Annotated in this window: 18 protein-coding genes; 17 read left to right on the top strand and 1 reads right to left on the bottom strand. The window is 37.4% G+C overall.

The window, feature by feature from the left end; all coding sequences use genetic code 11:
- Nucleotides 1–3 precede the first annotated feature (3 nt).
- The 12 genes from BLQ00_RS01025 to BLQ00_RS00970 are packed head-to-tail and all read left to right on the top strand — an operon-like array spanning nucleotide 4 to nucleotide 12,635.
- Nucleotides 4–423: an OsmC family protein gene (locus BLQ00_RS01025; RefSeq protein WP_093139503.1), complete on the top strand. Its 420-nt coding sequence runs from the start codon at nucleotides 4–6 to the stop codon at nucleotides 421–423.
- A gap of 6 nt (nucleotides 424–429) precedes the next feature.
- The gene (locus BLQ00_RS01020; RefSeq protein ID WP_093141837.1) at nucleotides 430–1,593 is read left to right on the top strand and encodes a trans-sulfuration enzyme family protein; all 1,164 of its coding nucleotides are present in this window, start codon (nucleotides 430–432) and stop codon (nucleotides 1,591–1,593) included.
- Between the two features lie 2 nt (nucleotides 1,594–1,595).
- A complete protein-coding gene (locus BLQ00_RS01015) occupies nucleotides 1,596–2,600 on the top strand; it encodes a homocysteine S-methyltransferase family protein (RefSeq protein WP_093139501.1) in 1,005 nt (334 codons plus the stop codon).
- A 13-nt stretch (nucleotides 2,601–2,613) separates the two neighbouring features.
- Nucleotides 2,614–5,304 carry a methionine synthase gene (gene metH, locus BLQ00_RS01010; RefSeq protein WP_093139499.1) on the top strand — a complete coding sequence of 897 codons (2,691 nt, stop codon included), beginning with the start codon at nucleotides 2,614–2,616 and terminating at the stop codon, nucleotides 5,302–5,304.
- Nucleotides 5,305–6,261, top strand: a complete 957-nt coding sequence (gene metF, locus BLQ00_RS01005; RefSeq protein WP_093139497.1) for a methylenetetrahydrofolate reductase [NAD(P)H] — start codon at nucleotides 5,305–5,307, stop codon at nucleotides 6,259–6,261. It begins immediately after the preceding gene.
- 53 nt (nucleotides 6,262–6,314) lie between these two features.
- Nucleotides 6,315–6,731, top strand: a complete 417-nt coding sequence (locus BLQ00_RS01000; protein WP_093139495.1) for an RrF2 family transcriptional regulator — start codon at nucleotides 6,315–6,317, stop codon at nucleotides 6,729–6,731.
- Nucleotides 6,732–6,762: 31 nt separating this feature from the next.
- Entirely contained in the window at nucleotides 6,763–7,704 is a 942-nt protein-coding gene (locus BLQ00_RS00995) for a pyridoxal-phosphate dependent enzyme (protein WP_093139493.1), read from the top strand.
- A 29-nt stretch (nucleotides 7,705–7,733) separates the two neighbouring features.
- Entirely contained in the window at nucleotides 7,734–8,828 is a 1,095-nt protein-coding gene (locus tag BLQ00_RS00990; protein WP_093139491.1) for an acyloxyacyl hydrolase, read from the top strand.
- A 5-nt stretch (nucleotides 8,829–8,833) separates the two neighbouring features.
- Entirely contained in the window at nucleotides 8,834–9,586 is a 753-nt protein-coding gene (locus BLQ00_RS00985; protein ID WP_093139489.1) for a head GIN domain-containing protein, read from the top strand.
- A gap of 26 nt (nucleotides 9,587–9,612) precedes the next feature.
- Nucleotides 9,613–10,722 carry an acyloxyacyl hydrolase gene (locus BLQ00_RS00980; RefSeq protein ID WP_093139487.1) on the top strand — a complete coding sequence of 370 codons (1,110 nt, stop codon included), beginning with the start codon at nucleotides 9,613–9,615 and terminating at the stop codon, nucleotides 10,720–10,722.
- A 5-nt stretch (nucleotides 10,723–10,727) separates the two neighbouring features.
- Nucleotides 10,728–11,480 carry a head GIN domain-containing protein gene (locus BLQ00_RS00975; RefSeq protein ID WP_093139486.1) on the top strand — a complete coding sequence of 251 codons (753 nt, stop codon included), beginning with the start codon at nucleotides 10,728–10,730 and terminating at the stop codon, nucleotides 11,478–11,480.
- A gap of 45 nt (nucleotides 11,481–11,525) precedes the next feature.
- Nucleotides 11,526–12,635 carry an acyloxyacyl hydrolase gene (locus BLQ00_RS00970; protein ID WP_093139484.1) on the top strand — a complete coding sequence of 370 codons (1,110 nt, stop codon included), beginning with the start codon at nucleotides 11,526–11,528 and terminating at the stop codon, nucleotides 12,633–12,635.
- Nucleotides 12,636–12,641: 6 nt separating this feature from the next.
- Here the strand turns inward: BLQ00_RS00970 and gldA are convergent, their stop codons facing one another.
- A complete protein-coding gene (gene gldA / locus BLQ00_RS00965) occupies nucleotides 12,642–13,538 on the bottom strand; it encodes a gliding motility-associated ABC transporter ATP-binding subunit GldA (RefSeq protein ID WP_093139483.1) in 897 nt (298 codons plus the stop codon).
- A 249-nt stretch (nucleotides 13,539–13,787) separates the two neighbouring features.
- Here gldA and BLQ00_RS00960 point away from each other — a divergent pair, with 249 nt between their 5' ends.
- From BLQ00_RS00960 to BLQ00_RS00940, 5 genes are all read left to right on the top strand, one after another.
- Nucleotides 13,788–14,654, top strand: a complete 867-nt coding sequence (locus BLQ00_RS00960; RefSeq protein ID WP_093139481.1) for a prephenate dehydratase — start codon at nucleotides 13,788–13,790, stop codon at nucleotides 14,652–14,654.
- Nucleotides 14,644–15,726 (top strand): bifunctional 3-deoxy-7-phosphoheptulonate synthase/chorismate mutase type II, encoded by a 1,083-nt coding sequence (locus BLQ00_RS00955; protein WP_093139480.1) that lies wholly within the window; start codon nucleotides 14,644–14,646, stop codon nucleotides 15,724–15,726. The genes BLQ00_RS00960 and BLQ00_RS00955 overlap by 11 nt, the downstream gene beginning before the upstream one ends.
- 20 nt (nucleotides 15,727–15,746) lie before the next feature.
- A complete protein-coding gene (rsgA, locus tag BLQ00_RS00950; RefSeq protein WP_093139478.1) occupies nucleotides 15,747–16,700 on the top strand; it encodes a ribosome small subunit-dependent GTPase A in 954 nt (317 codons plus the stop codon).
- A complete protein-coding gene (gene dtd, locus BLQ00_RS00945) occupies nucleotides 16,697–17,149 on the top strand; it encodes a D-aminoacyl-tRNA deacylase (protein WP_093139477.1) in 453 nt (150 codons plus the stop codon). Before rsgA ends, dtd begins: the two co-directional genes overlap by 4 nt.
- 68 nt (nucleotides 17,150–17,217) lie before the next feature.
- The gene (locus BLQ00_RS00940) at nucleotides 17,218–19,122 is read left to right on the top strand and encodes a DUF3857 domain-containing protein (RefSeq protein ID WP_175445392.1); all 1,905 of its coding nucleotides are present in this window, start codon (nucleotides 17,218–17,220) and stop codon (nucleotides 19,120–19,122) included.
- The last annotated feature ends 6 nt before the right edge of the window (nucleotides 19,123–19,128 follow it).

Raw genomic sequence — 19,128 nt, 5'->3', positions numbered from 1 at the left:
CGCATGAAAGTTACATTAAACAGAGTAAACGAAAATTTTCTATTTGAAGCCAAAGGGCCAAATAATGTCGTGGTGAATATTGATAATAAAACAGAAGATACCGTTCAAGGGGCAAGTCCGATGGAATTGGTGCTTATGGCCGTAGGAGGATGTAATGCAATTGATATTATTTCTATTCTGAAAAAACAACGTCAGGAAATTGAATCGTATGCGATAGAAGTGGAGGGAACGAGAAAAGATACAGGCGATGCAAAACCTTTTGAGTCAATTCATGTCACCATTACTTTGGAAGGTCCCATTGCTCCTGAAAAAGCAAAACGCGCTGCAGCGTTGAGTTTTGAAAAATATTGTTCGGTGTCATTAACATTAGCAGGGTGTGTGCCGGTAACCTATCACATTGTGCTTAACGGAGAAAACATATAAAAAATGATGCATTTTGAAACCGAAGCCATCCGAAATCAGCTAGAACGCTCTTCTTTTAAAGAACATTCTAGTCCGTTGTATGTAACGTCAAGCTTCGTTTTTGATGATGCTGAAGAAATGCGTGCCTCTTTTGCAGAAGAGAAAGACCGCGCCATTTACAGCAGATTTACCAATCCGAATACTTCAGAATTTATTTCAAAGATGTGTGCGTTGGAAGGTGCCGAAGCGGGCTATGCGTTTGCAACGGGAATGTCTGCTATATTTTCAACATTTGCTGCCTTGTTGAATAGTGGTGATCATATTGTTTCTTGCAGAAGCGTGTTTGGATCGACCCATAGCCTTTTTACAAAATACCTTCCGAAGTGGAATATCCAAACCTCCTTTTTTAAGGTGGATGAAGTGGATACAATCACATCACTTATTACCGAAAACACCAAAATCCTCTATGCTGAAACACCTACAAATCCAGCCGTAGCTTTGTTAGATTTAGCAGTTTTAGGGGCTATTGCAAAGAAGCATAATCTCCTTCTTGTTATAGACAATTGTTTTGCGACACCTTATTTACAGCAGCCCATAAAATATGGTGCCGACGTCGTATTGCATTCGGCAACAAAATTAATTGACGGCCAGGGACGTGTTTTGGGCGGCGTTGCTGTAGGGCGTGCCGATTTAATTCGAGAAATTTATTTGTTCAGTCGTAATTCGGGGCCAGCCTTGTCTCCTTTTAATGCGTGGATTTTGTCAAAGAGTTTGGAAACGCTAGCCGTTCGAGTAGATAAACATTGTGAAAATGCCTTGCAATTAGCGACTGCGCTAGAAAGTAACACCGCAATTAAAACAGTAAAATATCCTTTTTTACCATCGCATCCTCAGTATGAGATTGCCCTACAGCAAATGAAAAAAGGCGGAAATATTATAAGTATCGAATTACACGGAGGCATTGCTGCCGGACGCACTTTTTTGAACAATTTAAAAATGTGTTCTTTATCAGCAAACTTAGGAGATACCCGAACCATTGTAACACATCCTGCTTCTACAACCCATAGTAGACTACCTGAAAGTGACCGTCTGGAAACGGGTATTACCGAAGGATTGGTGCGTATTTCAGTGGGTTTAGAGCACATAGAAGACATTACAAACGATATAGAACAAGCACTTGTAACATTGTAATCATGAATAGTTTAGAAAAAGCATTACAAGAACGAATTCTCATTCTCGATGGCGCCATGGGGACGATGTTACAGCGCTATCAATTTTCCGAAGAAGATTTTAGAGGAGAACGTTTTAAAGATTTTCATACTTCCGTAAAAGGAAATAACGATTTACTGTCGCTCACACAGCCAAAAGCAATCGCCGAAGTACATGCCAAGTATTTTGAAGCTGGTGCCGACATAGTTGAAACCAACACCTTTTCAGGAACCACCATTGCCATGGCCGATTATGACATGGAAGATTTTGTCTATGAATTAAATTATGAGTCGGCTAAAATTGCAAAGCAAGTTGCGACGGAGTTCACTAAAAAAGAACCACACAAGCCTCGCTTCGTGGCAGGCGCTATGGGTCCGACCAATAAAACAGCGAGTATGTCGCCCGATGTAAACGATCCTGGTTTTAGAGCTGTGAGTTTTGATGAATTGCGAATCGCATACAAGCAACAAGCAGAAGCGTTGATAGATGGTGGTGTAGATATTTTATTGGTAGAAACGGTATTTGATACGTTAAATGCCAAAGCCGCGCTTTTTGCTATTGAAGAAATTAAAGAAGAACGAAATAGTAGCATTCCCGTGATGATTAGCGGGACCATTACCGATGCTTCTGGACGGACCTTATCGGGTCAAACTGCTGAAGCTTTTTTAATTTCAGTGTCGCATATTCCGTTGTTGAGTGTTGGATTTAATTGTGCGTTAGGCGCCAAGCAACTCACACCACATTTAGAAGTTTTAGCACGACAATCATGTATGGGTGTTTCTGCCTATCCTAATGCGGGTTTGCCAAATGCCTTTGGAGAGTATGATGAAAGTCCGGAGCAGATGGCGTCACAGATTAAAGAGTATTTAGAGAAAAAATTAGTCAATATAATTGGAGGTTGCTGCGGTACCACTCCAGAACACATACAAGCGATAGCTTCCATTGCTTCGGAATACAAGCCGAGAGTAATTGAAAGTTGTTGCGAATAGTAGCGTTTAGGACATGAAAGAAACTTCAGAAAAAATAGCACAGAAAAGATACCTGAAACTCTCCGGTTTAGAACCACTTGTGGTGACGCCTGAAAGTAACTTTATAAACGTAGGTGAGCGAACCAACGTTGCGGGATCTCGAAAGTTTTTACGCCTGATAAAAGAAGGCAATTTTGAAGAAGCTTTGTCAATAGCGCGACATCAAGTGGAAGGTGGCGCTCAAATCATCGATATTAATATGGACGATGGCTTGATAGACGGAAAAGAGGCAATGGTGAAGTTTTTAAACCTTGTGATTGCCGAGCCGGATATTTCTCGTGTGCCTATTATGATTGATAGCTCTAAATGGGAAATCATAGAAGCTGGGTTGCAAGTTGTGCAAGGGAAATGTGTGGTGAATTCCATTAGTTTAAAAGAAGGAGAAGCTGCCTTTAAACACCAAGCAAAATTAATTAAACGCTATGGCGCGGCTGTCATTGTAATGGCTTTCGATGAAGAGGGGCAAGCAGACACGTATGAAAGACGTATAGAAATTGCAAAACGCAGTTATGATATTTTAGTAAACGACGTACACTTTGCGCCAGAGGATATTATTTTCGACTTAAATATTTTTCCTGTCGCAACAGGAATGGATGAGCATCGTAAAAATGCCATCGATTTTATTGAAGCCACACGTTGGGTGCGACAAAATTTGCCGTATTGCAGTGTGAGCGGCGGCGTGAGTAATGTTTCGTTTAGTTTTAGAGGAAACAATTCGGTGCGCGAAGCCATGCATTCGGTGTTTTTATACCATGCGATTCAAGCTGGAATGAATATGGGAATAGTAAACCCGACAATGCTAGAAGTCTATGATGACATTCCGAAAGATTTATTGACATATGTAGAGGATGTAATGTTTGATCGTCGTGATGATGCAACTGAGCGTTTGTTAGAATTTGCTGAAACAGTTGTAGGAACGGCAAAAGAGAAAACAGTCGATCTTTCGTGGCGAGAAGAACCCTTGCAAAACCGAATTACAAGAGCCTTGGTAAAGGGAATCGATGCCTATATTATTGAAGATGTTGAAGAAGCACGATTGGAAGCAAAGCAACCCATCGAGGTGATTGAAGGGCATTTAATGATTGGGATGAATGTGGTTGGAGATCTCTTCGGAAGCGGAAAAATGTTTTTACCACAAGTGGTGAAATCGGCGCGCGTTATGAAGAAAGCAGTGGCGTATTTATTGCCTTTTATTGAAGCTGAAAAAGATGGTGTGGTAAGCTTTAATGGTAAAATATTAATGGCCACGGTGAAAGGAGATGTGCATGATATTGGTAAAAATATTGTGGGTGTTGTTTTGGCATGCAACAATTATGAAATCATCGATTTGGGCGTGATGGTGGCTCCAGAAAAAATTATTGCCGAAGCCAAAGCGAATCAAGTAGATGTTATTGGGTTGAGCGGTTTAATTACACCTTCATTAGACGAAATGGTATACCTCGCAAAGGAAATGGAGCGACAAGAATTTAGCGTTCCGTTGCTCATTGGTGGTGCCACAACGAGCAAAGCGCATACGGCTGTAAAAATTGACCCACAGTACAAAAATGCGGTGGTACATGTAAATGATGCTTCTCGAGCGGTAACTATTGTGGGCGATTTGCTTCAGAAAGAAACGGCGACAGCTTTTAAAGCGAACTTGAAAAACGAATACGATGTGTTTAGAAACAATTTTCTAAAACGACAAACGGTAAAAGAGTTCCTTTCTATTAAAGCAGCTCGAAAAAATAAGCTACAGATAGATTGGACGGCTTCAGAAATTACGAAACCTAATATGCTAGGCATTCAAGTGCTCGAAAATTTTGATTTGGCATTACTGAAAGACTATATTGATTGGACACCTTTTTTCCGAAGTTGGGAATTGCATGGAAAATATCCTGCTATACTAACCGATGAGGTGGTTGGGGAACAAGCTTCCGAATTATTTAAAGAAGCACTCGTGATGTTGGATACGATTATTTCTGAAAAATTACTCACGGCAAGAGCTGTTTTCGGATTGTTTGAAGCCAATGCGATCACCGACGATGATATTGAAGTAAAACTTTCCGAAGAAAAGACATTTGTATTTAGAACCTTACGACAACAAAGTAAAAAAGCAGACGGACGTCCAAACATTGCCTTGGCCGATTTTATTGCACCAACTACTTCTGAAAAGAAAGATTACATAGGTTGTTTTTGTGTTTCGACGGGCTTTGGAACGGATGAATTAACCCAGAAATTTGAAAAGAACTTAGACGATTACAACTCCATTTTAGTTAAAGCATTGGCCGATCGCTTGGCGGAAGCTTTTGCGGAGTATTTACATAAACAAGTACGAACCAAACATTGGGGATATGCGCATAATGAAAATTTGAGTAATGAAGATTTAATTGCCGAAAGTTATAAGGGAATTCGTCCAGCGCCTGGGTATCCTGCTTGTCCCGACCATTTGGAGAAAGAAACTATTTGGAAGCTTTTAGAGGTGGAAAAACGCATTGGAGTCACCCTTACTGAAAGTTTGGCGATGTGGCCGGCCGCTTCCGTTTCTGGATATTATTTTGGTAATCCGGAAGCACGGTATTTCGGCCTCGGAAAAATAAAGGAAGATCAGGTAGAAGATTTTGCCACACGGAAAAATATAACATTTGAAACAGCCAAAAGATGGCTTCAAACGAATATCGCAGATTAGATGAAAGTAACAGAGCACATAGAACAATCGCAAGGGGAAACATTGTTTTCATTCGAAATTTTACCGCCTTTAAAAGGTCAAAATATTCAGTCTATTTTTGATGGGATCGATCCTTTAATGGAGTTCAACCCTCCTTTTATTGATGTTACGTACCACCGAGAAGAGTATGTGTATGAAGAAATGGCAAATGGATTGCTTCAGAAAAAAGTAGTTCGGAAACGACCAGGGACGGTTGGAATTTGTGCTGCGATTCAGAATAAATACAATGTAGATGCCATTCCGCATATTTTGTGTGGTGGTTTTACCAAAGAAGACACCGAGAATTTTTTAATCGATCTTGGGTTTTTAGGGATAGACAATGTAATGGCATTGCGCGGTGATGCGGTGAAAAGCGAAACCTATTTTACACCTGAAAAAGAAGGACATTCGTATGCAAGCGAATTGGTATCGCAAATTACCTCGCTTAATAAAGGGTGTTATTTAGATCCGGCATTGCAAAATTCGACGCCAACCGATTTTTGTATTGGGGTTGCAGGCTATCCTGAAAAACATATGGAAGCGCCTAATATGGATAGTGACATTCATTTTCTGAAAAAGAAGATAAAAAATGGCGCGACATATGTTGTCACTCAAATGTTTTTTGACAATGAAAAATATTTCAATTTTGTGTCAAAATGTAGAAAAGAAGGAATTACCGTACCTATTATTCCAGGGTTAAAACCTTTGTCAACAAAAAAACAATTGAATGTAATTCCGCATCGTTTTAATGCAGATTTACCAGAGGCGTTAATTAAAGAAGTCTTGAAATGTACGACCAATGCTGCTGTTCGAGAGGTTGGTATTGAATGGTGTACCCAACAAAGTAAAGAACTATTAGAAAAACAAATCCCCGTTTTACATTATTACTCCATGGGAAAAAGTGATAATATTAAATCTATTGTAAAGGAATTGTTTTAATACTATTAAATATTCGTAATAATTAGCTAATTTTAGCTTTTAACTAACTTGCTATGCTCTCCAGAAAAACAAAATATGGCTTAAAAGCCCTTTCGTATTTAGCTAGAAATATTGAAGATGCCCCTGTGCAGATTTCAGTAATTTCTACTTCAGAAAATATTTCTTTAAAATTTTTAGAAAGTATTTTGTTAACGCTTCGCAAAGCAGGTTTCTTGGGGTCCAAAAAAGGAAAAGGCGGTGGCTATTATTTAATGAAAGGTCCAGAAGACATTTCAATAGCAGCAGTGTATAGAGTGCTTGAAGGTCCGATCGCTTTAGTGCCTTGTGTGAGCTTAAATTTTTATGAAAAATGTGTCGATTGTCCAGACGAGGACCATTGTAGTGTACACAATTTAATGGTTGAGGTTCGTGATAGCAATCTTAAGATTTTAGAAAATACCTCCTTAGCCGACCTTATTACGAAAGAATAATTCTTTTTTAGATAGTACAGCAAGCCATTTTATGATTCCGAGTAAAAAAGACGTTCAAGAAGCTAGTGTTCGTGTGGCGCCTTATGTGCATCAAACACCCGTAGTAACATCTCATTTGTTAGATGCGATTTGTGGTGCTTCCGTATATTTTAAATGTGAAAATTTTCAGAAGATGGGCGCATTTAAAATGCGTGGTGCTGTCAATGCTATTTTACAATTAAGTAACGAAGAACGGAGTCGGGGAGTTGTAACGCATTCCTCAGGGAATTTTGCGCAAGCGCTTTCATTGGCTGCCAAAAGTTTATCGGTAAAAGCATATATTGTCATGCCAAGTAATGCACCTTCCGTAAAAAAAGAAGCTGTGAAAGGTTACGGCGGAATGATAACAGAGTCAGCACCAACCTTAGCTGCAAGAGAACAAGAAGCAGCTCGAATTGTAGCCGAAACGGGCGCTACTTTTATACATCCATCAAATAATTTAAACGTGATTTTAGGGCAAGGAACAGCCGCTTTCGAATTGCTAAAAACCCATCCAGATCTAGAGGTAGTACTTACACCCGTTGGAGGTGGTGGTTTAGTAGCTGGAACAGCGTTGTCGGTTCATTATTTTGGTAAAAATTGCATTACAATTGGAGGAGAACCCAGTGTTGCAGACGATGCTTTTAGGTCGTTGCAAAGTGGTGTAATAGAAACAAATAAAACTGCGCCAACGATTGCCGACGGACTGCGAACAAACTTAGGCGATGTCAATTTCCCTATTATAAAAGAGCTTGTTCCTAAAATAATCTGTGTAGATGAAACGGAAATTATAGCAGCGATGAAATTGCTTTGGGAACGCTTGAAAATTGTGATAGAACCTTCTAGCGCTGTGCCTTTCGCGGCTTTGCTTAAGGAGAAAGAACGTTTCAGAAATAAAAAAATAGGCATCATACTTTCGGGTGGAAATGTCGATTTGTTACACTTGCCTTTTTAATGAAACAAAGATTTCTTTAATTTGTAGGAATGACCTACAGAATAATCGTACTTATCTTGCTTTTTTCAAGCACTTTGTTTTCGCAAGAAAACGAAGAAACAACTTCTTTTATAGACGTCAATTATTTTACAGGAACCATTGCGCGTCATAATAAAGATATTTCGCATTTGGTTAAAAATCATCCCGACGGTTTAATTTTAGGGTATAATTTTAAGACCTTCGGAAAGAAACGTTGGCAACAAGCTTATAACTATCCAGATTGGGGTTTTTCGTTTGTATATCACAATCCGCATAACAGTATTTTAGGGGAGAATTATGGTGTTTTTGGACATTATAATTTTTATTTCCTGAAGCGAAACTTATTTTTCAGATTAGGAAGCGGAATTACTTATGCAAACAATCCGTTCGATATAGAGACCAATTTTAAAAACAATGCCTACGGAAGTTCTTTCGTAAGTTCTACCTACATGATGCTTAATTACAACAAGCAACATATCTACAAAGGATTTGGTGTACAAGGTGGGATTTCGTTGATACATTATTCCAATGGAAACGTAAAAGCACCAAACTCAAGTACAAATACACTTGCTATTAATATAGGTGTGCAATATGATTTTTCAGAAGAAAAAGAACAAGATTATATCCGTTCAAGTTTTGAACGCTTTATCGAACCTATTAATTTTAATTTTGTGGTACGTGGCGGCTTGAATGAAAGTGATTATATCGGTTTAGGACAACAGCCTTTTGCTGTATTTTCTGCCTATGCGAATAAACGCGTGAGTTTTTTAAGTAGCTTGCAAGTAGGAGCGGAAGCCTTTTTCGCAAAATTTTTACAAAAACAAGCTGAATATACTGCAGCAGCATTTCCTACAAGTGGAGTTACAGGTGATGAAGATTACAAACGGGTTGGTGTGTTTGTAGGGCACGAATTGCATCTTAACGATTTGGCTTTTGTAACACAAGTGGGGTATTATGCGTATTATCCGTATGAGTTTGAAGGAAGGGTTTATATTCGTGCTGGTATGAATTATTATTTCACCAAACATATATTTGGTGCAGTTACGTTAAAATCGCACGGAGCTAAAGCGGAAGCGATCGAATTTGGAATTGGATATCGTATATAACTTAGATGAAAAAAGCTTACTATCTTATATTATTTGTTGTTTTTAGTGCTTGTAATTCTGAAAACGGAAACGATTGTTTTCAAAAGACAGGAACCATTATTGAAACTGCTTTTGAAACCACTGAGTTTTCTAGCATCCGAATTGAAGGCGAGGTCTCTTTAGTTGTCAAACAAGGGGACGTACAAGAGATAATTATTGAAACAGGAGAAAACCTAATTAATGATGTTTTTGTAGGTGTTACAGAGGGAGTTTTAGTCATAAGAGATGAAAATACGTGTAATTTTGTACGTGATTATGGCATTACTAAAGCCTACGTAACCACACCTAATATTACTGAATTACGTAACAGCTCTTCGTACGATATTACGAGCGATGGTGTGTTGCGTTTTCCTGATTTGTTGCTAACTAGTGATACTTCTGGCGGAATCGAAGATGTTCGTAAAGGAGGTGATTTTTACCTTCAGATAGATTGTGAAAATTTTAAAGTTTCGGCAAACGGGCAAAGTGTATTTTACATCTCTGGAACTGCAGATACTGCAAGAATTAGTTTTAATGATGAAAATCCGCGTTTTGAAGGGCAAAATTTACAAATTTCGGAACTATCTGTTTTTCAAAGAAGTGCGAATAAAATGATCGTACATCCAATCGATAAAATAATAGGTGATATTCGCGGAACAGGCGATATTATTGCTGTTAACAGGCCTCCAGTCGTTCTAGTCAATGAATTCTTTACAGGGCGTTTATTGTTTGAAGATTAGTGTATATTTAGGCTTCTTAAAAACCTATGAAACAACAGTACCTTCTAATTGCCTCTTTTTTAATTTCCTTTTCTCTTTTTTCGCAGCAAGAAGAAAAATCTCCTTTTTCGGTCGAATTGGATTATTTCTACGGAAGTATTTTAGAGCATAATTTAGACATAGCACATTTAATAACCGAACATCCAAGTGGTTTTATTCTTAGCTACAATCGGAAAACGTACGGTTTTAATGAGTGGGAACGTCGGTATAATTTTCCAGATTGGGGATTTACATTTGAGCATCATAGATCTCATAACGAAGTGTTGGGAAATCAATATTCGCTATACGGACATTATAATTGGTATTTTTTAAAACGAAACATAGTGATTCGTGTAGGTCAAGGGATTTCGTATGCTACAAATCCGTACGATTTGGAAACCAATGTACATAATAATGCCTACGGAACAGATTTGTTGAGTACCACTTTTCTGAAGGTAAATTACGTTCGTGAAAATGTGTTTAAAGGATTTGGGTTTCATGCAGGGTTTAGTGTTCTTCACTTTTCAAATGCAAATTTTAGAGCGCCTAATAACAGTACAAATACCTGGGCATTTAATGCTGGGGTTAGTTATTTATTCAATTCTGAAGAATTTCCAGAGTATATTAATGAAAACGATCCGCCAAGCTCAAGTTATGCTGAGCCTATAAAGTACAACGTAGTTTTTCGTTTCGGTTTAAATGAAAGTGATGTAATACGACAAGGGCAATTTCCCTTTTATGTGGTGTCGGCTTTCGCTGATAAACGGATCAATTATAAAAGCACCTTACAAGCAGGAGCCGATGTTTTTTTTGCTACATTTCTGAAAGAAGATATCAATTATAGATCCATTGCGTATCCTGAAGATGGAGTGTCTGGTGATGAAGATTATAAGCGAGTAGGATTGTTTGTAGGCCACGAATTACGATTTAACAAAGTCGCTTTTGTATCACAATTTGGATATTATGTGTACTGGCCGTACGCTTTCGAGAATAGATTTTACAATCGTTTGGGATTAAAACGATATTTTTACCAAGACAAACTATTTGCAGGAGTTACATTAAAAGCACATTGGGCAAAAGCTGAAGGTGTAGAATTTGGTGTTGGAGTTCGATTTTAAAACGTATGAAGAAGTTTTTATATATACTAGGAGTATTCATCCTTTTTGGATGTGATTCAGACAAGGCGCTTGATTGTTTTCAGGCAGCGGGCGATAGTATTCAGGAAGAATTTACCGTAGAAGAATTTTCTAAAATAATAGTTTGGGAGCGCGTTCAACTATTTATTCAGCAAGGAGAAACACAAAAAGTAGTTGTTGAAACGGGTGAGAACTTACTCAACGATATTGATGTTAAGGTAATCGATGGACAACTCAATGTGTACAATTACAACAGCTGTAATCTCGTCCGGGATTATGGATTGACCAAAGTATATGTTACTTCGCCAAATATCACCGAAATACGTTCAAGTACAGGCTTGCCTACCGAAAGTATAGGAGTGTTAAGTTTTCCTTCATTGCGTTTACTTTCCGAAGATCAAAATACAGAGGATGGCTATCATATTGATGGAGATTTTAAACTACAATTAGACGTGGGTAGTTTAGATATTGTGGCAAATGGCTTGTCTCGATTTTATTTGTCAGGGCATACCAATTCATTAAATATCGGTTTGTATTCTGGCGATTGTAGTGTAGACGCTGGAAGTTTAATTGCTGAAAGTGTTTCTATAAATTTGCACCGAAGTACCAACGACATTATTGTAAATCCGCAAGAATCTATTTACGCTAAATTGGTAAGTGTTGGAAATGTCATATCTAAAAATAGACCGCCACTAATTGAAAAAATTGAATTGTACACAGGTCGCCTCATTTTTGAGTAAAGCACAAAAAGAATATTTTCTTCTCGCATAGAAGTATACCATACCATGAAAACTCTTTTTTCTTTTTTGTTTGTTGCTTTTTTGTTCCAGCCACTGTTGGCTCAAGAAACGAAACAGAAGCCGTTTTCAATTGGTGTAAGCTCCTTTTACGGCTATATTTTTGAACACAATACAGATATTTCGCATTTAATTGAAGCACATCCCACAGGTGTTTTAATTACGTACAATCGCAAGACCTTTGGCGCTAATCTCGCAGAACGACAGTACAACTATCCCGATTGGGGTTTTACATTTGGATACCAAAACTCGCACAGTGAAACACTTGGCGATCAATATGCGTTGTACGCGCATTACAATTGGTATTTTTTAAAGCGGAATTTATTGTTTTCGGCCGCTACGGGAGTTTCGTATGCCACCAATCCGTTTGATAAAGAGACCAATTTCAGTAATAATGCCTACGGAACCCGTTTTTTGAGCACCACTATTTTTAAGCTTAATTACGTTCGGGAAAATCTATGGAAAGGGTTTGGACTTCAGGCAGGTTTGTCTTTTATTCATTATTCCAACGCGAACTTCAGAGCTCCTAATACAAGTACAAATTCGGTAGTTTTTAATGCTGGGATAAATTATCTGTTTTACAACAAACAGCTTCCTGAGTATATTGCTTCAGAAGAAACACAAGAAAAATCTTTTTCAGAACAGGTTAAAATTAATGCTGTACTTCGATACGGTTGGAACGAAAGCGACGTGATTGGACAAGGACATTTTCCTTTTTATGTGTTTTCATCTTATGTAGACAAACGGATTTCGTACAAGAACACATTGCAAATAGGAGTAGATGTGTTTTTCTCCGATTTTCTGAAAGAATTAATTCGCTATCGGTCTATTGCGTATCCTGAAGATGGCTTAACAGGAACGGAAGATTACAGACGATTGGGAATGTTTATAGGACACGAGTTTCGCTTTCATAAAAACGCATTTATGACGCAGTTAGGGTATTATGTGTATTGGCCCTACGAGTTTGAAGACCGAGTGTACAATAGACTAGGGATTAAACGCTACTTTTTCGACGGTACTATGTTCGGTACTATTTCTGTAAAATCGCAATGGGCAAAAGCGGAAGGTTTCGAGTTTGGAATCGGGATTCGGATGTAACAGATATTAGTCTTTGGTAAGCTCTATAAACAGCTTTTCTAACGTGGTGTTTTTTTGATGTAGCTGAAGAATTTTAAGTCCGTTGTCATGAGCAAAGTCGAATACATCACCTCGCATGTCTTTTTCGGTCGAGAAATAAAGTTGATATACAAAACCCGCTGTATTTTCAACCTTTTCAACGTTGTTGATGCGTTGTAGCATCACTTCTTCAACTCGGTAATCGAACTCAACTTCTACAATTTGTTGTTTGTTTTTGGTAAGCTCACTTAGCTTTTTGTCGAGTACTATTTCTCCTTTATTTATGATAATAACGCGGTCGCAAATCGCTTCAACTTCTTGCATAATATGAGTTGAAAGTAAAACTGTTTTTTCGGTTCCAACGTTTTTAATTAATTCTCTAATTTCAATTAATTGGTTTGGATCGAGTCCAGTAGTAGGCTCGTCGAGAATTAATACTTCCGGATTGTGCAACAACGCATTTGCAAGTCCGACACGTTGTCTGTACCCTTTTGAAAGCTGTTCTATTTTTTTATGCGCTTCTGGTAAAAGTCCGGTGCGTTCTATCACCTTTTCAACTTCAGTTTTTGGAATTTTATAAATGTCTGCATTAAACTGAAGGTATTCGCGAACGTACATGTCTAAGTACAACGGATTGTGTTCGGGAAGATATCCAACACTTTTCTGAACGTTTATCGTTTCTTCTGAAACATTAAAGTTATTCACAGCCGCGTCGCCTTCCGAAGCCTTTAAAAAGGTAGTAAGAATTTTCATCATCGTAGATTTCCCAGCACCATTGGGGCCTAAGAAACCAACTATTTCTCCTTTTTGAATTGAAAATGAAACGTTATTCAGTGCTTTTTGCGTTCCGTATTCTTTCGTAATATTTGTGACTTGTATGGACATATTTTTTCGTTGCGTAAAATTACATAATTAAAAAAACGAAAAAAAGACTTTGTTGTTTTAAAGTTTTAATTACTTTAGCATTTCAGATTTACAGAATGAAAGCAGTAACTACATATTTTAACTTTTGGTTTTTCTATTTTACGGAAAGATCCGAGGTCGCTATGTAGTTAATTATCATATTAATTATTTAAAAGTCTCGGATATATATTCCGAGACTTTTTTTTTATACTAATTTTTAAAATTGAAGCTATGAAAATTGCAATCCAAGGAATCGAAAGTTCATTTCACGATATGGCAACGCGCTTACTTTTTCCTGACACAGAAATAGAACTTATTATGTGTGACACCTTTGAAAAAGTAACCGAGTGTATTGAAAACATGAGTGCCGATTTTGGCGTATTGGCCATAGAAAACACCATTGCAGGTTCCATTTTGCCTAATTACAATCTAATTGATGCGAGCGGATTGGTGATTTACGACGAAGTATTTTTAAATATTCAAATGTTTATCATGGCGTTAGGAGGTCAAACTATTTACGACATAGACGAAGTACATTCGCATCCAGTAGCATTGCTTCAATGTAAAGATTATCTTCGGAAACTTCCGCCACAACTTAAAATAATTGAAGGAAAGGATACGGCTTCCGAAGCAAAAAAAATAAAAGAAGGAAATTTAAAAGGAGTAGCTGCAATTGCGGGAAAACAGGTTGCTGAACGATTTGGGTTGGAGATTTTGGATAGTAATATTCAGAATGAGAAAGACAATCAGACCCGTTTTGTTTTGATAGGAAAAGAAGCGATTGCACCTGCTGAAAATGCAAACAAAGCCACGTTAAAATTTGAGTTGTCGCATTCGTTAGGAAGCTTGTCAAACACGCTTCAGATGTTTACAACCTTCAATATTAACCTAACAAAAATACAATCATTACCCATTGTAGGGAAGCCCTGGCAGTACGCCTTCTTTGTAGATGTAATGTTTGATGATTATCAGTTATTCACCGAAGTAACCAAGGTGTTGAAAAAAGCGGTTTCAGAATTAAAAATTTTAGGGGTATACAAGCATAACGTAGAAAATACACCGAGTCAATTAATACAAGTATTAGAAAATGGAAAATAATAAAAACCTCAGATCTTGGTTAGACGCTTTTGGATTAGATCATCCATTAGTTATCGCAGGTCCTTGCAGTGCAGAAACAGAAGAACAAGTGCTTAAAATTGCACACCAATTAAAAGATACAGATACCACAGTATTACGTGCGGGAATCTGGAAACCAAGAACCCGTCCAGGAAATTTTGAAGGCGTAGGTGCGTTGGGTTTAAAGTGGTTGCAAAAAGCAAAAGAAGAAACGGGACTGCTTACAACTACGGAAGTAGCCAATGCAAATCACGTAGATTTGGCTTTGAAGCACGATGTAGATATTTTGTGGATTGGTGCTAGAACAACCGTTTCTCCATTTATTGTACAAGAAATTGCAGAAGCTTTAAAAGGTACCGATAAAGTAGTATTGGTGAAAAACCCAGTAAATCCAGATTTATCACTTTGGTTGGGAGCTGTAGAGCGTTTGCATACTGCTAATATCAATAATTTAGGGGTAATTCACCGTGGGTTTTCAACGTATGAAAAAACCAAATACCGTAACAATCCGGAATGGCAAATACCGATTGATTTGCAAACACGCTTTCCAGATTTGCCTTTAATTTTAGATCCGTCGCACATTGCAGGGCGTAGAGACATCATTTTTGATTTATGTCAGACCGCTTTAGACTTGAATTACGATGGGTTAATGGTAGAAACGCATTTCGACCCAGACAGTGCATGGAGTGATGCAAAACAACAGATTACGCCAGAAACGTTGGATCAAATGACGGTAGATTTGCGCATTCGAAAGGTTGAAGATGATACTGTGGTGTATAATAATGAGCTAAATACCTTGCGTACACAAATAGATGTGATCGATAATAAGTTGGTTGAAATGATGGGGAAACGTATGAAAATTGCGGATTCTATTGGGATGCTTAAAAAGAAAAACAACGTTGCCATTTTACAAAACAGACGGTGGAACGAGATTCTAGGTAAAATGATCTTGGAAGGTGAAGAAAATGAATTGAGTGAAGAATTTATGCTTCGAATCTATAAAGCGATTCACCAAGAGTCTATTAATCATCAGAAAAGGATCATAAATAAATAAAAAGTTCGCAACTTTGCAAGATGAAGAAAGGCGTTGTCTATAAATCTACAGGAAGTTGGTACACGGTGAAAGCTGAAGATGGTACTTTTTACGAATGCCGTATTAAAGGGAAGTTTCGTATTAAAGGAATTAAGAGTACCAATCCAGTGTCGGTAGGAGATCACGTGCAGTTTGAAGTAGAAACAAAAGGGGATGAAACCATCGGAATTATCACCATTATCGAAGAACGCGAAAATTACATTATTCGCAAGTCGGTAAATCTTTCGAAGCAAACTCATATTATTGCTGCAAATATTGACATTGCTTTTCTGCTCATCACGCTTAATAATCCGCCCACATTTACCTCTTTTATAGATCGGTTTTTGGTGACTGCGGAAGCGTACGAAATAAAAGCCATCTTACTTTTTAATAAAATAGATACGTATACCGAAGACGAGTTGCTAGAAGTAAAATACCTAGCAGCTCTTTATCGTGATATTGGTTACGAGTGTATGGGGATCTCTGCCATTACCGGAAAAAATATCGATAAGCTGAAGGAGATGATGAAAGGGAAAGTAAGTATGTTTTCTGGACATAGTGGTGTGGGAAAATCGACCCTTGTAAATGCGATTGAACCCAATTTAAACCTCAAAACGACCGAAATTTCTAATCAGCACATGCAAGGGCAGCACACGACTACTTTTGCTGAAATGTTCGATCTTTCTTTTGGAGCACAAATTATAGACACACCAGGAATTAAAGGTTTTGGTGTGGTTGAAGTTGAAAAAGAAGAATTAGGAGGTTATTTTCCTGAGTTTTTTAAACTGAAAGAGCATTGTAAATTTAACAACTGTTTGCATATTGAAGAGCCGCATTGCGCTGTAAAGGAGGCTTTAGAAAATGAAGAGATTGCATGGACTCGTTATAAAAGTTATTTGCAAATAATTGACGGGGAAGAAGAACACTACCGAAAAGACATCTATACCAACGAATGAGAATAGTTATCCAGCGTGTTAAAAAAGCTTCTGTTACTGTTGAAGAGAATATTATTGCTTCAATAGGACATGGTTTTCTTATTTTATTAGGGATTGAAGCAGAAGACACGCAAGAGGATATAGATTGGCTTGTTGCAAAAATTGTAAAGCTTCGTGTTTTTTCAGATGAAAATGATGCAATGAATAATTCGATTGTGGATGTTCAAGGCGATATTATTGTAGTAAGCCAGTTTACTTTACATGCAAGCACCAAAAAAGGGAACCGACCTTCCTTTATCAAGGCGGCTAGACCTGAAGTTGCTATTCCGTTATATGAGTTGTTTGTGTTACAGCTTGAAAAACAGTTGGGTAGGATAGTTCAGACAGGTTCTTTTGGCGCAATGATGGACGTAGCCCTTGTAAACGATGGGCCAGTAACAATTTTAATAGATTCTAAAAAAAGAGAATAAGTTCTTTATTTTTTAATTAATCTTTTTATATTGACCCTTTATTACTCCCTCCCAATATAATGCAACTTATGTATAAATGTTCCCTACTTCTATTTTTAGGGGTTTTTCAATGTGTTTTTTCGCAAACAGATTATTCTATTGCGGCTATTCCTTTAGAGTTAGTTAATAAGGCTAACAGTGTATTACTAAGTGAATATACAGAGATAGATGTTTCCGAAGAGAAAAAAATGATGTACACGTCTTATCGTGCGATTACTGTGCTGAATAAAAATGGAAATCGACATGTAGATAGTTATTTACATTACGATAATTATACAACAATTAAAAAAGCAGAAGTACGTGTTTACGATGCATTTGGTAAAGAAATTCAACATTACAAGAAAAAAGATTTCACAGACGCTAGTGCGGTAGGAGGTGTAAATTTATACAGTGATGATCGCGTTCTTTATTTAAATTATACTCCAGCAGCATATCCTTATACACTAGTGTTTAATTCTTCTCTTGAAAGTTCTACTACCGCTTTTATTAAAGGATGGATGCCAACAGAAGATTATGCTTCAAGCACAAAAAAAAGCACCTATAAGTTGATTTTTGACCCGGAAAATAAGCCAAGGTCATTACATACAAACTTTGAAGGATATACTATAGATACTTCGGAAGGTCCAAATTCATTTGAGTATACAGCAACCAATATTCCTGCAATCCAATATGAAGAAGGCAGTTTGCCTTTTGAGAGTATAGCTCCGCGAGCTCGATTTTCATTAGATAGGTTTTATTTAAGTGGTGTTGAAGCTCGAGCAAAAGATTGGGCCGAATATGGGGCTTGGATGGAACGTAATTTATTGTATGATGTAAAGGATGTTCCAGAAGCTACGGTTGCTAAAATGAAATCTTTAGTAAAAGATGAAACTACCAATATTGGAAAGGCACGTAAAATATATCAATACCTTCAAGATAAGGTGCGCTATATAAGTGTGCAAATTGGTATTGGAGGCTGGAAACCGATGTTGGCTTCAGATGTAGATAAATTAAGTTATGGCGATTGTAAGGCACTTTCTAATTATATGAAGGTGTTATTAGATGCGGTCGGTGTTCCATCGTATTACACGATATTATATTCGGGAGATGATGAATTAGATATTACTGAAGGCTTTTCAGGAATAGAAGGGAATCACGTTATTTTAGGAATTCCTGAAGGCGATGATATAATCTGGTTAGAATGTACAAGTCAAGATGCACCGTTTGGTTTTGGCGGAAATTTTTCAGACGATAGAGACGTGCTTATTATAACACCAGAAGGAGGCAAGATTGTGCATACAAAAGCATATAGCTCTGAAGAAAATTTACAAGAAACAGTAGGAAAAATTGCGGTCAATCCTGAAGGAGGTATTGCAGCAAGTTTTCAGGAAGTGTCTAAAGGACTTCAATATGACGACAAATACTATTTCGAAAAGAAAACGAGTGAAGATCTTATTACTGCTTATAAAAAAAGATGGTCCTATATAACGGGGCTAGAAATTGAAAAAGCGACATTAGATAATAATCGAACAGACATTGTTTTTACGGAAAATTTAGAGGTTAATGCTCCTAAATACACCACCCTTGTGGGTGATGATTTATTGTTTTGCGTCAATGTATTTAATCAGTCGCAATACATTCCATCAAGAATTCTCAATAGAAAGCAGAAACTAAATATTGCAATGGGGTATAAAGACGTAGATCGTTTTGAAATTGAATTACCAGAAGGGTATGTTTTTGAAGGTTTGCCAGAAGAAAAACACCTAGAAAGCAAGTTTGGAAGTTATACAATTAGCTTCAAAGAGATTTCTAAAAACAAAATTGAATATACACGAGTGTTACTTATCACTAAAGGAGTTTTTCCTCCTGAAGACTATGCTAAATACCGCTCTTTCAGAAAAAAAATAGCGAAATACGATAAAACCAAAATGCTAATTACGCCAAAAACAATTTAAAAACCA

It is taken from the genome of Ulvibacter litoralis, from assembly GCF_900102055.1.
GTDB lineage: Bacteria > Bacteroidota > Bacteroidia > Flavobacteriales > Flavobacteriaceae > Ulvibacter > Ulvibacter litoralis.
The sequence above is the reverse complement of the archived record's forward strand: the minus strand, read 5'-3'. Positions and strand labels throughout refer to the sequence as shown.

What these genes read in the sequence shown, in the direction of transcription:
- BLQ00_RS01025 (WP_093139503.1), top strand. Translation starts at nt 4, where the DNA reads ATGAAAGTTACATTAAACAGAGTAAACGAAAATTTTCTATTTGAAGCC.
- BLQ00_RS01020 (WP_093141837.1), top strand. Translation starts at nt 430, where the DNA reads ATGCATTTTGAAACCGAAGCCATCCGAAATCAGCTAGAACGCTCTTCT.
- BLQ00_RS01015 (WP_093139501.1), top strand. Translation starts at nt 1,596, where the DNA reads ATGAATAGTTTAGAAAAAGCATTACAAGAACGAATTCTCATTCTCGAT.
- metH (WP_093139499.1), top strand. Translation starts at nt 2,614, where the DNA reads ATGAAAGAAACTTCAGAAAAAATAGCACAGAAAAGATACCTGAAACTC.
- metF (WP_093139497.1), top strand. Translation starts at nt 5,305, where the DNA reads ATGAAAGTAACAGAGCACATAGAACAATCGCAAGGGGAAACATTGTTT.
- BLQ00_RS01000 (WP_093139495.1), top strand. Translation starts at nt 6,315, where the DNA reads ATGCTCTCCAGAAAAACAAAATATGGCTTAAAAGCCCTTTCGTATTTA.
- BLQ00_RS00995 (WP_093139493.1), top strand. Translation starts at nt 6,763, where the DNA reads ATGATTCCGAGTAAAAAAGACGTTCAAGAAGCTAGTGTTCGTGTGGCG.
- BLQ00_RS00990 (WP_093139491.1), top strand. Translation starts at nt 7,734, where the DNA reads ATGACCTACAGAATAATCGTACTTATCTTGCTTTTTTCAAGCACTTTG.
- BLQ00_RS00985 (WP_093139489.1), top strand. Translation starts at nt 8,834, where the DNA reads ATGAAAAAAGCTTACTATCTTATATTATTTGTTGTTTTTAGTGCTTGT.
- BLQ00_RS00980 (WP_093139487.1), top strand. Translation starts at nt 9,613, where the DNA reads ATGAAACAACAGTACCTTCTAATTGCCTCTTTTTTAATTTCCTTTTCT.
- BLQ00_RS00975 (WP_093139486.1), top strand. Translation starts at nt 10,728, where the DNA reads ATGAAGAAGTTTTTATATATACTAGGAGTATTCATCCTTTTTGGATGT.
- BLQ00_RS00970 (WP_093139484.1), top strand. Translation starts at nt 11,526, where the DNA reads ATGAAAACTCTTTTTTCTTTTTTGTTTGTTGCTTTTTTGTTCCAGCCA.
- gldA (WP_093139483.1), bottom strand. Translation starts at nt 13,538, where the DNA reads ATGTCCATACAAGTCACAAATATTACGAAAGAATACGGAACGCAAAAA.
- BLQ00_RS00960 (WP_093139481.1), top strand. Translation starts at nt 13,788, where the DNA reads ATGAAAATTGCAATCCAAGGAATCGAAAGTTCATTTCACGATATGGCA.
- BLQ00_RS00955 (WP_093139480.1), top strand. Translation starts at nt 14,644, where the DNA reads ATGGAAAATAATAAAAACCTCAGATCTTGGTTAGACGCTTTTGGATTA.
- rsgA (WP_093139478.1), top strand. Translation starts at nt 15,747, where the DNA reads ATGAAGAAAGGCGTTGTCTATAAATCTACAGGAAGTTGGTACACGGTG.
- dtd (WP_093139477.1), top strand. Translation starts at nt 16,697, where the DNA reads ATGAGAATAGTTATCCAGCGTGTTAAAAAAGCTTCTGTTACTGTTGAA.
- BLQ00_RS00940 (WP_175445392.1), top strand. Translation starts at nt 17,218, where the DNA reads ATGTATAAATGTTCCCTACTTCTATTTTTAGGGGTTTTTCAATGTGTT.